The organism is Microbacterium gawkjiense (assembly GCF_031932225.1).
Taxonomy (GTDB): Bacteria; Actinomycetota; Actinomycetes; order Actinomycetales; family Microbacteriaceae; genus Microbacterium; species Microbacterium gawkjiense.
The window spans coordinates 355847-368855 of the sequence record NZ_JAUZVV010000002.1 but is presented as its reverse complement, the minus strand read 5'-3'; the positions used below and the strand labels follow the sequence as shown (position 1 = coordinate 368855).

Below are 13009 nucleotides of genomic sequence, written 5' to 3'. Positions count from 1 at the left end.
GCTTGTGTGCGACCAGTCTAGCGGGGTGCGCCCGCTCGGCATGCCAGGATGACTCCGGGGGAAGACATGGCACCTGTACGCACGACCATCGTGGTGACCGGGACGGTCCTCGTCGTCCTGTACGCGCAGCTGATGTACGTCGTCACCCAGATCCTCACACCGCTGTCGACCGTGCCGGGGCGGACGCTCGGCCAGATCGCCGTCGCCGCCGAGGCGGGCGGTGAGCCCGTCTTCACGCCCCTCGCCGTCGCCCTCCCGCTCGTCGGGGTCGCGCTGGCGGCAGCCGTCCTCGTCGCCGCGATCATGTTCCCCGTGTTCCGGACGGAGTGGGTCGCGCTCGCGTACCTCGCGCTGCTCGTCTGCGGTCTGCCCGCCTACCTCGGCGTGGCCTTCGGCGTCGGGATGTCCCTCGGCGACCTCGGCGACGTGCTGCCCATCGGCGGCTCGGACTCGGAGGTCTGGCTCGTCCTCGCGAGCACGAGCTTCGTCGCCTGCTTCCTCGCCCTCGGCGTCGGGGCGGGGATCCTCGTGCACCGCGCCGGGCGCGGCGTCGGGAAGCTCGCCGCTTTCCGCCCCGCGCGCTGAGATCTGCGTTCGCGCGGAGGGATGGCGGCCCGGTCGTCCGCTGGAAGGCCGATCTCCGCTCGGGGGCCGGTCCCTGGGTCCCTCCACACCCGCTGCGGACGGATCACTCGCCCACAACGGCACCCGCGCGCATGATCGGATGCGGCGATAGGGGCACGCTCGACGGATGGATATCCGCGAATGGGTGCGGCACCGCGGCGGCGTGGTGCGGACCTCGGATCTTCGGGATGCCGGGTTCTCCCGACATCGGATCGGCACGGCGGGCCTGGAACGACCGCGCCGCGGCTGGGTCGCCGAGCAGGGAGCCGATCCGCTCCTGTACAGCGCGGCACGCGCGGGCGTGGTCCTGACGTGCGTCACGCAGGCGCGGCGGCTCGGTCTCTGGACGCTGGACGACTCCTCACGGCCGCACGTGGGCGCGCCACCGGCATCCGGTGCCGTTGCTGCTCGCGGCGCGCGCGTCCACTGGAGCGCGCCGCTGATCGCACGCGTGCCGGGCGCGCTGGAGGACCCCATCGAGAACGTCCTCGCGATCGTCGCGGAGTGCCGGCCGTTCGAACAGGCGCTCGCCGTGTGGGACTCCGCGATGCGGCAGGGACTGGTGTCCGCGGCGGTCATGCGACGCTACGCCCTGCGTCCGGCCGCGCGGCGCGTGCTCGAGGATGCCTGTGCTCACCTCGATTCCGGCCTCGAGACCTTCGTCTCGGTCCGGCTCCGCTGGATTCCGGCCACCGTCCACCCCCAGGTGTACTTGCACGGTCACCGGGTCGACTTCCTCATCGGGGCCAGGCTCGTGCTGCAGATCGACGGAGGCCATCACGTCGGAGCACAACGCGATGCCGACAACGCGCACGACACCCTCCTCGCCCTGCACGGCTACACCGTGATCCGTGTCGGATACACCGACGTCGTGGACCGGTGGCCCGACGTCCAGGATCGGATCCTCCGGGCGCTGGCGCAGGGCCTCCACCTCGCATGACGGAGCTTCCGTCCGGCGGAGATCTGCGTTCCCGCGGACGGATGCCACCGCAAACGTCCTCGCGAAGGCGGATCTCCGCTCGAGCGCAGCGACGGCGCCCGCCGGCGGCCGGGGGGTCAGCTCCGCGCGATGCGGGCGAGCACGCCGTGCACGAACGAGCCGGAGTCGTCGGTCGAGAACTCCTTCGCGAGCTCGACGGCCTCGTCGATCGCGACGGCCGTGGGCACGTCGTCGTTGTGGAGGATCTCCCACACGCCGATGCGGAGGATCGCGCGGTCGACCGCCGGCATCCGCTCGAGCTTCCAATCGCGGGCGTGGGTGACGATCTGCTCGTCGATCTCGCTCTGCGTGTCGATGACGCCGTCGACGATCTCGCGGGCGTACAGCCACGACGCCTCACGCGCAGGCTCGCTGGCCGCGCGCTTCGCTTCGGCGGCGAGGGTGACGGCGAGGTCGTCGCCGCGGATGTCGGCCTGGTACAGGATGTCGAGGGCGCGCTTGCGCGCCTTGCTCCGTGCGCTCATCGACGGGTCAGCTCACGCGGCCGAGGTAGTCCCCGGTGCGCGTGTCGACCTTGACCTTCGTGCCCTGCTCGACGAACAGCGGGACCTGGATCTCGTGCCCGGTTTCGAGGGTCGCGGGCTTCGTGCCGGCCGACGAGCGGTCGCCCTGCAGGCCCGGCTCGGTGTAGGTGATCTCGAGGACGACCGACGCGGGCATCTCGACGTACAGCGGGTTGCCGTTGTTCAGCGCGATCTGGACCTGCTGGTTCTCGAGCAGGTAGTTCGCGGCGTCACCGACGACCGTCGAGGACACGCTCAGCTGGTCGTAGTCCGACACGTCCATGAAGACGTAGCTGTCACCGTCGTTGTACAGGTAGGTGAAGTCGCGCCGGTCGACGTTCTCGATCTCGATCTTCGCGCCGGCGTTGTAGGTGCGGTCGACGACCTTGCCCGAGACGACGTTCTTGAGCTTGGTGCGGACGAAGGCGCCGCCCTTGCCCGGCTTCACGTGCTGGAACTCGACGACGTTCCAGAGCTGTCCGTCGATGGACAGGACGACGCCGTTCTTGATGTCTGCAGTGGATGCCATGAGAGTGCGGTTTTCCGTTCGATGAGTTCGGGGGCCGGAGCGGCCGACGATCGATTCTACGGGATGCCGCGGCATCCGCCCCGGGAACGGGTCAGTCCGCGAGCCGGGCGAGCAACGCGCGGGTCGCCTCGGCGTACCCCGCCACCCCGCGACCGACGACGTGGACCACCGCGACGTCGGCGACGTAGGAGTGGTGGCGGAACGCCTCGCGCGCCATCACGTCGGAGATGTGCACCTCGGCGACGGGCAGGGCGACACCCGCGAGGGCGTCGCGCAGGACGACGGAGGTGTGGGTGAGTCCGCCCGGGTTGATGACGATGCCGGCGCAGTCGGTGCGTGCCGCGTGGATCGCGTCGATCAGCACACCTTCGTGGTTGCTCTGCACGGCACGCACCTCGTAGCCGGACTCCGCCGCGGTCCTTGCGACCAGGGATTCGACGTCGGCGAGCGTCTCGGTGCCGTAGACCTCGGGTTCGCGGATGCCGAGCAGGTTCAGGTTCGGTCCGTTGACGAGCAGGAGGCGGCGGGTCGACACGTCAGCACCCTATCGGGCGGCCCGGTGCATCTGGATCTCGTACCCCGCTGCGGTGTCGACACCGAGCCCCGTCGGCGTGAACCCGAGCCGGCGGTAGGCCGCCTGCGCCCGCGCGTTGTCGGTGTGGACGTCGAGCGTCAGTCCGCTCGCGCCCGCTTCCTCCGCCCACGCCGCGGCCGCCTCCACGAGGGCGTCGAGGATGCCGCGGCCGCGGTGATCGGCGTCGACGAAGACCCCGACGAGGTCGGCCTGGGGCGCGTCGACGGTCCGGCCGAGGGTGTCGGTCGAGCCCGCCGCGCGCAGCAGCACGGTCACCGAGCCCACCCACCGCTCCCCCGCGACGGCGACGAACTGCGCGGCGTCTTCGCCCATCGCGGCATCCGCGGTGCGCTGCTGCCAGAAGTCGTCGGCCTGGGCGAGCGCCTCCTCGGCGGTGGAGAGGAAGGCGATCGATGCCACCGGGTCCCGCAGCGCCCTCAGACGCAGATCCCGGACCTGCCGCCACTCCTGCAGGCGCACCCGCCGGACGACGGCATCCGTCACCCCGCGACCTCCTGGTACGCCGCGAACAGGATCGACTCGTCGGGCGCCTGCATGACCGTCGGCTTGCCGATCGCGTCGAGGACGATGAAGCGCAGCATCCCGCCGCGGGCTTTCTTGTCGCGCTGCATGACGCCGAGCAGGTGCTGCCACCCGTCCATGCGGTAGCTCACGGGGAGCCCGAGCAGATCGAAGATGCGGCGGTGCCGGGCGACGTCCTCGTCGGAGAGGCGGCCGGCGAGGCGCGAGAGCTCCGCGGCGTACATCATGCCGATCGAGATGGCGGCGCCGTGGCGCCAGCGGTAGCGTTCGGCGTGCTCGATGGCGTGTCCGAGCGTGTGGCCGTAGTTGAGGATCTCGCGCAGGCCCGCCTCGCGGAAGTCCTCGCTCACGACGCGCGCTTTCATCTCGATGGCGAGCTCGATGCAGCGGCGGAACTCCGCCGTCGTCGGGTCGACGGCGGCCTCGGGGTCGCGCTCGACGATGTCGAGGATCTCGGGGAACCAGATGAAGCCCGCCTTGACCACCTCCGCGAAGCCCGCCACGGTCTCGTTGCGGGGCAGGGTGTCGAGCACGTCGAGGTCGCAGATCACCGACCTCGGCGCCCAGAAGGCGCCGACGAGGTTCTTCCCCTCTGCCGTGTTGACCCCGGTCTTGCCCCCGACGGCGGCGTCCACCATGCCGAGGACGGTGGTCGGGATCTGCACGATCTGCACGCCGCGCAGCCAGGATGCCGCGACGAACCCGGCGAGATCGGTGACCGCGCCGCCGCCGAAGCCGATGACCGCGTCCGAGCGGGTGAAGTCGGCCTGGCCCATGACCTGCCAGCAGAAGGCGGCCACCTCGATGCGCTTGCCGTCCTCGGCGTCGGGCACCTCGGCGGTCAGGACCTCGAGGGTGCCGTCGGCGAGGAGCGTCTCGCGCAGGTCGGCGGCCTTCGCGCCGAGCCGCGGCGTGTGCACGACGAGCACCTTCTTCACCGTGGGCGCGAGGTGCTCGCGGACACCGGCGAGGAGCCCGCGTCCGACGTGGATGTCGTACGCCGTCGCTCCCGTGACGCTGATGGTGGTGTGGCTCATTCGTGTGCTCCGGAAGGGTCGGCGGAGGGGGCTGCCCACTCCGCGATGGCGGTCACGATGTTCTCGAGCGGGCCGGACGAGGTGTCGAAGGTCGCATCGGCGACCGCCTCGTAGACGGGACGCCGCTCGGCGTAGATGCGCTCCCAGCGGGCGATCGGGGTCTCGTCGCCCGCGGTGAGCAGGGGCCGGGTCGCCGCCTCGCCGAGCCGACGCGCGACGACGCGCGGGGCGACCGTCAGGAGGGCGACCCGGTGCGCCTGCAGCCGCTGCCGGGTGGTCTCGTCGAGCACCGCGCCCCCGCCGAGCGACACGACGCCCCCGGTCTCGAGTGCCGCCGCGACGGCGTCGCGCTCGAGCACGCGGAAGTGACTCTCGCCGTGCGTCGCGAAGATCTCGGCGATCGGACCGTGCTGACGGACGATGGCGGCGTCGGTGTCGGTGAAGCTGCGGCCTAATCGCTTCGCGACGCGCTTGCCGACGCTCGTCTTGCCGGCCCCCATGGGGCCGATGAGGACGATCGCCTGGCGCTCAGGCGAGGTCATGCGCGAGCAGCGCCGCCTCTGACGCAGGGGTCGTCTTCAGCGTCTCGGGGATCGCCGCGAGGTAGGTCTCGAGGTTCCGCCTCGTCTCGCGCACGCTGTCGCCGCCGAACTTCTCGAGGACGACGTCGGCCAGGACGATCGCGACCATCGCCTCGGCGACGACGCCGGCCGCGGGGACCGCGCAGACGTCCGAGCGCTGGTGGTGCGCGGCTGCGGTGTCGCCGGTGGCGACGTCGACGGTGCGCAGCGCGTGCGGGATCGTCGCGATCGGCTTCATGCCCGCGCGGACTCGCAGGACGGTACCCGTCGACATGCCGCCTTCGGTGCCGCCGGCGCGGTCGGACGCGCGGGTGATGCCGTCCGCCGTTGCGAAGAGCTCGTCGTGGGCCGCGGATCCGCGGCGGCGCGTGGTCTCGAACCCGTCGCCGACCTCGACGCCCTTGATCGCCTGGATGCTCATCAGCGCCTGGGCGAGCTTGCCGTCGAGGCGACGGTCCCAGTGGACGTGGGAGCCGAGTCCCGGGGGCAGTCCGTAGGCGAGCACCTCGACGATGCCGCCGAGGGTGTCGCCGTCCTTCTTGGCGGCATCCACCTCTGCGACCATGCGCTCGGAGGTCTGCGGGTCGAAGCAGCGCAGCGGATCGGCGTCGAGCGTCGCGACGTCGTCCGGACCGGGGAGCGCGGAGCCCTCGGGCACCTGCACGGGACCGATCGACAGGGTGTGGCTGACGAGGCGGATACCGAGCTCCGACAGGAATCCGCGGGCGATCGCGCCGAGCGCGACGCGCGCCGCGGTCTCGCGGGCGCTGGCGCGCTCGAGGATCGGGCGGGCCTCGTCGAAGTCGTACTTCTGCATGCCGACGAGGTCGGCGTGGCCGGGACGGGGGCGCGTCAGAGCGGCGCCGCGCCCGCGCGAGCGCTCGGTCATCTCGACCGGCTCGGGGTTCATGACCTCGACCCACTTCGGCCACTCGGTGTTGCCGATGCGCAGGGCGATCGGGCTGCCCAGCGAGAGGCCGTGCCGCACGCCTCCGGAGAGGTTCAGCTCGTCCTCCTCGAACTTCATCCGCGACCCGCGTCCGTAGCCGAGCTTGCGGCGGGCGAGGTCGGCGCGGATCGCGTCGAGCGAGACGGGCACGCCGGAGGGCAGACCCTCCATGATGGCGACGAGTTCGGGGCCGTGGGATTCGCCGGCGGTGAGCACGCGGAGCATTGCCCTAGTCTCCCACGAGCGCGCGGCGCATGACGGCCACCACCTCGTCCTCGCGCGGCAGCGGCTGCTCGACACCCCCCGAGGCGAACGCGCGGATCTGCAGCACGGCCTGATGCAGCAGCATCCCCGCCCCGCCCTGCGCGGGCGCGCCGATGCGGTCCCACGCCCGCGACAGGTCCGTCGGCCAGTGGCCGTAGACGACGTCGAGGAGTGCGCCGCCGGCGGCGGCGAGACGATCCGCGACGGACGAGTCCACCGAGACGCCGCCGGGGAGCGTCGCGATCGTGACGTCCACGGACGGGTGAGTCGCCGAGTCGAGCGGCACCGCATCGACGCGGAGCCGGAGCCGCTCCCCCAGGTCCTGCAGCGAGGCGGCCGCGGCGGGACGGCGTGCCGCGATCCACACCTGCCGCACGCCAATCTCCGACAGCGCGACGAGCGCAGCGGATGCTGTCGCCCCCGCACCGACGATGCGTGCCCGGTGGGCGGCCACGACACCGGCCTCCGCCAACGCGGCGACGATGCCCCCGGCATCCGTGTTGAAGGCATGCCACCCGGAGCCGGAGCGGACGAGCGTGTTCGCCGCGCCGGTCAGTGTCGCCCGGGCGTCGTGCTGCGCAGCGGCGGCGTAGGCGACGTGCTTGAGGGGCATCGTGAGCGAGAGTCCGCGGTGCGCGGGGCCGAGCGAGGCGAGCTCATCGGCGAAGGAGGCCTCATCGACCCGCCGCCGACCGTAGGTCCAGTCCCACCCCAGCAGCGCGTAGGCCGCCGTGTGCATGGCCGGCGACAGGCTGTGCCCGATCGGATCGCCCCAGACCTCCAGGGCGGTCGTCATCAGGAGCAGCCTCCGTCGGGGTTGTCCCGGCACCACTTCTGGTACTGCGCGACAGCCTTCTCGTGCTCGGCGAAGGTCGCCGAGAACACGGTCTCGCCCGTGTCGAGGTTGACGGTCACGAAGTACTGCCAGGGTCCGTCGGCCGGCTCGAGTGCGGCCTTGATCGCGAGCTCGCCCGGGTTGGCGATGGGGGTCACCGGCAGGCCCGTGTTGACGTAGGTGTTCCACGGGTTGTCGTCCTCGAGCTCCTCGGCCCGCGAGCTCGTGCCGCCCTCGCGGTCCGCGAACGGGTACTGCGCAGTCGAGTCCATCTGAAGCTTGCCGTTCGTGTCGCTGATGGCGGGGTCGAGACGGTTCTCGATGACGCGCGAGACCTTGTAGAAGTCGTCCTCCTTGCGGGCCTCCTTCTCGATGATCGACGCCACCGTCAGGATCCGCTCGCGCTGATCCACCGGGACGCCGGCGTCGTCGAGGGCCTTCACCGTGCGATCCACCATGGCCTGGATGACCTGGGTCGCCGTGACGTCCGGATCGAAGGTGTAGGTGGCGGGGAACAGCCACCCCTCGAGGCTCTGCGCCTTCACGCCGTAGGCGGCGGGGTCCTTCACGGCGGCCTCGACGTCCTCGACGGGCAGACCGATGCCCTCGGCGATACGGGGCACCGACTGGGCGACGGTGAGCCCCTCGCGCAGCTGCGCCGTGTACTCCTGCTTGTTCGCCGGGTCGAGGAGGGCGGTGAAGACCGCCTCGGAGGTCATCTTCTGCTGGAGCGAGTAGACACCCGGCTTCAGGACGTTGGGGTCCTCGCCGCTGTCGATGAGGTACGAGTAGAACGCGTCGGAGGTCTTCGTGACACCCGCGTCGAACAGGGCACGCGAGATGTCGGCGCCCGTCTGACCAGAGAGGATCGTGACGCTCGCCTCGCCCTCGGCGAGACCCGCGTCGTAGTCCTTGGGTTCCTCCCAGCCCATGACGGCGCGGATCTGGTCTTCGTAGGTGTTCCAGACGTAGAAGCCGCCGGCGACGAGACCGCCCAGGATCGCGAGGACGATCGCGAAGACCCCCCACGCCGCCACCCGGCTCTTGCGCCGGTCGCGGTCGTGGCGGTTCGACGCGGTCGAGGGCGCGCCCAGGCCCTTCTCCTCGAAGAGGGCGTCGATGGGAGCCGTCGAGGACACCGTCGCACGCGGTGGAGCCTGCGGACGCGACGGCGGTGTCGGAGCGGACGCCTGCGTCGCGGGACCGGTCCCGTCCTGCTGAGCCTGACGCGCGGCGCGCCGGGACACGGGTGCGCCGGTGGTCGCGGTCTCGTCCGCGGGGGCGCCGGAATAGTCGTCGCGCGAAGGCGTCTCGGGCATCGGTGGACTCCTGCGTCTTCCTACAGCGCCGCACCGGCCGGGTTACCGGTGCTCTTCTCGACGTCGATCGCCTGCTGGAGGAGGACGACCGCGGCGATCTGGTCGACAATCCTACGAGATGACTTCTGCGAACGCCCGTTCTGCCGGAGGACGGCGTTGGCCGACACGGTGCTCAGACGCTCGTCGACGAGGCGCACGGGCACCTCCAGCGCGGCATCCAGAGCGATCGCGAACTCGCGGGCGTCGGTCGTCGACGCGGTCTCCGCTCCCCCGAGACTGATCGGCAGACCGACCAGCACCTCCATCGCGTCGTACTCGCGGGCGATCTCGACGATGCGGGCGACCGAGGTCTCCGCACGCGGCACCGTCTCGACCGGAACGGCGAGCAGGCCGTCGGGGTCGCACCGCGCCACGCCGACACGGGCGCGCCCGACGTCGATCCCGAGGCGCACCCCGCGGCGGAACCCGCTCACGCGGCAGCGCTCTCCAGCGCCGACACGATGCCCTGCAACGCCGCCGGCAGTGCCGAGGCATCCGTCCCGCCGCCCTGCGCGACGTCGTCGCGTCCGCCGCCGCCGCCGCCGAGCACACCCGCCGCAGAGCGCGCGAGCAGGCCCGCCTTGGCGCCCGCGGCGCGGGCCGCCTCGTTCGTGGCGACGATGACGACGGGGCGCCCGCCGACCTCGCCGCCGAGCGCGACGACGGCCGCGTCGGTGCCGAGGCGCTCGCGCACCTGCAGGGCGAGCGAGCGCAGGTCGTCGGCGGACCCGACGGTGCCGACGGACTGGGCGACGACGCTGTGCGCACCGGCGCGGACAGCGGATGCCGCCAGCGTCGGGACGCGCTCGCCGAGGGCCTTGGCCTCGAACTGGGCGATCTTCTTCTCCGCCGCCTTGAGGCTCGCCTGCAGTTCCGCGATGCGCGCGGGCAACTGGTCGCGGGGGATCTTCAGCCCCGACGTGAGCTGCGACACGATCGCGCGCTCGGCGGCGAGCTCGCGGAAGGCGTCCTGACCCACGAGAGCCTCGACACGACGGTTCGACGCACCGACGGAGGACTCCCCCACCAGGTTGATGAGCCCGATCTGCGCGCTCGAGGACACGTGCGTCCCGGCACACAGCTCACGCGACCAGGGTCCGCCGATGTCGACCATGCGCACACGGTCGCCGTACTTCTCGCCGAACAGCGCCATCGCGCCGGCCGACTTGGCCTCGTCGAGCGAGAGGACGCGGGTCGTGACCTCGAGGTCGTCGCGGACCGCGTTGTTGGCGATCTCCTCGATCTCGCTGCGGGTCTCGGGCGAGAGCGCCTGACCCCACGAGAAGTCGAAACGCAGGTAACCGGCGCGGTTGAGCGAGCCCGCCTGCGTCGCCCCCTTGCCGAGGGTGTCGCGGAGCGCGGCGTGGACGAGGTGGGTCGCCGAGTGCGCCTGCGCAGCCGCGCGGCGGTTGGCGGCATCCACCACCGTCGTCGCGGCGTGACCGACGGCGACCTCGCCCGTCGTCACCTCGACGGTGTGACTGACCAGCCCCGGCACGGGCTTCTGCACGTCGAGGACCTCGAGCTCGTAGCCCGGGCCGACGATGACGCCCTTGTCGGCGACCTGGCCGCCGGACTCGGCGTAGAGCGCGGTCTCGGCGAGGATCACCTCGGCGATCTGGCCCTGGGAGGCGCGGTCGGCGGGTGCGCCGCCGACGAGGATGCCGAGCACGCGGGACTCGGTCTCGAGGTCGGTGTACCCCGTGAAGACCGTCTCGCCCAGCGCGCGGAAGTCGCGGTAGACGCTCGTGTCTGCCAGCTGGCCCTTGCGGGAGCGCGCATCGGCCTTCGCGCGCTCGCGCTGCTCCTTCATGAGGGCGTCGAAGCCGGTGCGGTCGACCGTGAGCCCGGCCTCTTCGGCGATCTCGAGGGTGAGGTCGATCGGGAAGCCGTAGGTGTCGTGCAGCAGGAACGCCTGCGAGCCGCTGAGCGACGTCGACTGGGACGACTTCGCGGACTCGATCGAGGTGTCGAGGATCTCGGAACCGCTCGCCAGGGTCCGGAGGAACGTCGCCTCCTCCGCGAGGGCGTACTGCGACAGCCGCGCGTAGTCGGTCTCGACGATCGGGTACGACTCCTTCATGGCGTCGCGGGAGACGGCGAACAGCTCGGCGAACGTCGGACCGTCGACGCCGAGCAGGCGCATCGAACGGATGGCGCGGCGCATCAGACGGCGCAGAATGTAGCCGCGGCCGTCGTTGGCGGGTGTCACCCCGTCCGAGAGCAGCATGAGCGAGGACCGGATGTGGTCGGCCACCACGCGGAAGCGCACGTCGTCGTCGTGGTTCTCGCCGTAGCGCTTGCCCGACAGCTCGACGGCCTTGTCGAGGACGGGACGCACCTGGTCCGTCTCGTACATGTTGTCGACGCCCTGCTTGATGAAGGCGACCCGCTCGAGGCCCATGCCGGTGTCGATGTTCTGCGCCGGGAGGTCGCCCACGATGTCGAACTCGTACTTCGAGCGGACGTTCGTGATCTCGTACTGCATGAAGACGAGGTTCCAGATCTCCACGTACCGGTCGTCGTCGGTCGCGGGACCGCCGTCGACGCCGTAGGCCGGGCCGCGGTCGAAGAAGATCTCCGAGCAGGGGCCGGCGGGGCCGGGAAGACCGGTCGTCCAGTAGTTGGTGTCCTTGCCGAGTCGCTGGATGCGCTCCTCGGGCAGCGTGGAAAGCTCGAGCCAGAGCTTGATCGCCTCGTCGTCCTCCTCGTAGACGGTGACCCACAGATCCTTCGGGTCGAAGCCCAGGCCGCCCTCCTCTTCGGACGTCGTGAGCAGCTCCCAGGCGTAGCGGATCGCGCCTTCCTTGAAGTAGTCGCCGAACGACCAGTTGCCGAGCATCTGGAAGAAGGTGCCGTGGCGAGGGGTCTTGCCGACCTCTTCGATGTCGTTCGTGCGGATGCACTTCTGGTTGTCGGCGGCGCGCTTGTAGGGCGCGGGCACGTCGCCGGACAGGTACGGGATGAACGGGACCATGCCCGCCACCGTGAACAGCAGCGCCGGGTCGTCGCTGACGAGGGATGCCGAGGGCACGATCGTGTGCCCCTTCTTCTCGAAGTAGTCCAGGTAGCGCCGGGCGATCTCAGCGGTCTTCATCGTGTGTCCTCAACTGCAGGCGGGATCGGTCGCATCCGCGAGGAGGCGACCGGGAGATGTGGGGGTGGTCAGTCGTCGAGCTTCGCTGCGGCCGAGCGGCCGGCGGCGGCCACGTCGGCGGCGAGGTCCTTCGCGTCGGCGACGATGCCGTCGATCTTCGCTTCCTGCGCCCGGTAGGCGTCGGCCATCCGGTCGGTGAACTCGGAGATCCGGAGATCGACCTCGGAGAGCAGCTCCTGACCTCGGGGGTCCTTGTTGACCAGGTGCGCGACGACGAAGCCACCGGCGATGCCCAGCAGGAACCAGAGGACGCTCTTCATGGGATCCATGTTAGGTGCAAAGCAGAAGGGGCGCCGGGTGAACCCGACGCCCCTTCTGGCGGTGATGAGCTTCGCTCAGCGCGCAGCGTAGTAGAGCCGTTGGCTGCTCCGCAGCGGTACTACGCCCCGCTCAGCGCGCGGCGTAGTACTCGACGACGAGCTGGACTTCACAGGTCACGGGGACCTCGGCGCGCTTCGGGCGACGCTCGAGACGTGCCTGGAGCTTGTCGAGCTCGACCGAGAGGTAGCCGGGAACCGGGGGCAGGACCTCGGCGTGACCGCCGGCTGCTGCCACCTGGAACGGCTCGAGAGCCTCGCTCTTGGGCTTGACGTGGATCGTCTGGCCCGGCTTCACGCGGAAGGACGGGCGGTCGACGAGCTGGCCGTCGACGAGGATGTGACGGTGCACGACGAGCTGACGAGCCTGTGCGGTGGTGCGGGCGAAGCCGGCACGCAGCACGAGCGAGTCGAGACGCATCTCGAGGAGCTCGACGAGGTTCTCACCGGTCAGCCCTTCGGTGCGGCGGGCCTCGTTGAACGTGTTGCGCATCTGCTTCTCGCGGATGCCGTACTGCTCGCGCAGACGCTGCTTCTCGCGGAGGCGGACGGCGTAGTCGCTGTCCTGCTTGCGCTTGGTGCGGCCGTGCTCACCGGGAGCGTAGGGACGCTTCTCGAGGTAGCGGGCGGCCTTGGGGGTCAGTGCGACGCCGAGGGCGCGCGAGAGGTGCACCTTGCGGCGGTCCTGGGACTTCGTTGCCACGAAATCTTCCTTCCATGACGTGGCCATGTCTTTCA

The 13009-nt window shown here is 70.9% G+C and carries 15 protein-coding genes; 2 read left to right on the top strand and 13 right to left on the bottom strand.

The window, feature by feature from the left end; genetic code table 11:
• The first annotated feature begins 66 nt into the window (after window positions 1-66).
• Window positions 67-585, top strand: coding sequence for a hypothetical protein (locus tag Q9S71_RS09905; protein ID WP_311862080.1), 519 nt, complete (start codon window positions 67-69; stop codon window positions 583-585).
• Window positions 586-751: 166 nt separating this feature from the next.
• Window positions 752-1564 carry an endonuclease domain-containing protein gene (locus tag Q9S71_RS09900; protein WP_311862078.1) on the top strand — a complete coding sequence of 271 codons (813 nt, stop codon included), beginning with the start codon at window positions 752-754 and terminating at the stop codon, window positions 1562-1564.
• A gap of 116 nt (window positions 1565-1680) precedes the next feature.
• On the opposite strand, the gene nusB is transcribed toward Q9S71_RS09900, so the two are convergent.
• The 13 genes from nusB to rpsD form a co-directional block, all read right to left on the bottom strand.
• Window positions 1681-2088 (bottom strand): transcription antitermination factor NusB, encoded by a 408-nt coding sequence (gene nusB / locus Q9S71_RS09895; protein WP_311862076.1) that lies wholly within the window; start codon window positions 2086-2088, stop codon window positions 1681-1683.
• Window positions 2089-2095: 7 nt separating this feature from the next.
• Complete coding sequence (gene efp / locus Q9S71_RS09890) at window positions 2096-2656, bottom strand: elongation factor P (RefSeq protein ID WP_311862073.1); 561 nt, start codon at window positions 2654-2656, stop codon at window positions 2096-2098.
• Between the two features lie 91 nt (window positions 2657-2747).
• Window positions 2748-3191, bottom strand: a complete 444-nt coding sequence (locus Q9S71_RS09885) for a type II 3-dehydroquinate dehydratase (RefSeq protein WP_217531941.1) — start codon at window positions 3189-3191, stop codon at window positions 2748-2750.
• A 9-nt stretch (window positions 3192-3200) separates the two neighbouring features.
• Complete coding sequence (locus tag Q9S71_RS09880; RefSeq protein WP_217531943.1) at window positions 3201-3734, bottom strand: GNAT family N-acetyltransferase; 534 nt, start codon at window positions 3732-3734, stop codon at window positions 3201-3203.
• On the bottom strand, window positions 3731-4810 hold the full coding sequence (aroB, locus tag Q9S71_RS09875; protein ID WP_311862069.1) for a 3-dehydroquinate synthase: 1080 nt from the start codon (window positions 4808-4810) through the stop codon (window positions 3731-3733). Before aroB ends, Q9S71_RS09880 begins: the two co-directional genes overlap by 4 nt.
• Window positions 4807-5352, bottom strand: coding sequence for a shikimate kinase (locus Q9S71_RS09870; protein ID WP_311862068.1), 546 nt, complete (start codon window positions 5350-5352; stop codon window positions 4807-4809). The genes aroB and Q9S71_RS09870 overlap by 4 nt, the downstream gene beginning before the upstream one ends.
• Window positions 5339-6565: a chorismate synthase gene (gene aroC / locus Q9S71_RS09865; protein WP_311862066.1), complete on the bottom strand. Its 1227-nt coding sequence runs from the start codon at window positions 6563-6565 to the stop codon at window positions 5339-5341. Before aroC ends, Q9S71_RS09870 begins: the two co-directional genes overlap by 14 nt.
• Window positions 6566-6569: 4 nt before the next feature.
• Complete coding sequence (locus tag Q9S71_RS09860) at window positions 6570-7400, bottom strand: shikimate dehydrogenase family protein (protein ID WP_311862065.1); 831 nt, start codon at window positions 7398-7400, stop codon at window positions 6570-6572.
• Window positions 7400-8758: an endolytic transglycosylase MltG gene (mltG, locus tag Q9S71_RS09855; RefSeq protein ID WP_311862064.1), complete on the bottom strand. Its 1359-nt coding sequence runs from the start codon at window positions 8756-8758 to the stop codon at window positions 7400-7402. The genes Q9S71_RS09860 and mltG overlap by 1 nt, the downstream gene beginning before the upstream one ends.
• A gap of 20 nt (window positions 8759-8778) precedes the next feature.
• Window positions 8779-9231: a Holliday junction resolvase RuvX gene (gene ruvX / locus Q9S71_RS09850; protein WP_311283728.1), complete on the bottom strand. Its 453-nt coding sequence runs from the start codon at window positions 9229-9231 to the stop codon at window positions 8779-8781.
• Complete coding sequence (alaS, locus tag Q9S71_RS09845) at window positions 9228-11894, bottom strand: alanine--tRNA ligase (RefSeq protein WP_311862063.1); 2667 nt, start codon at window positions 11892-11894, stop codon at window positions 9228-9230. Before alaS ends, ruvX begins: the two co-directional genes overlap by 4 nt.
• Before the next feature lie 68 nt (window positions 11895-11962).
• Entirely contained in the window at window positions 11963-12214 is a 252-nt protein-coding gene (locus Q9S71_RS09840) for an ATPase (RefSeq protein ID WP_217531957.1), read from the bottom strand.
• Between the two features lie 130 nt (window positions 12215-12344).
• Entirely contained in the window at window positions 12345-12974 is a 630-nt protein-coding gene (rpsD, locus tag Q9S71_RS09835; protein WP_311862061.1) for a 30S ribosomal protein S4, read from the bottom strand.
• Between the last annotated feature and the right edge of the window lie 35 nt (window positions 12975-13009).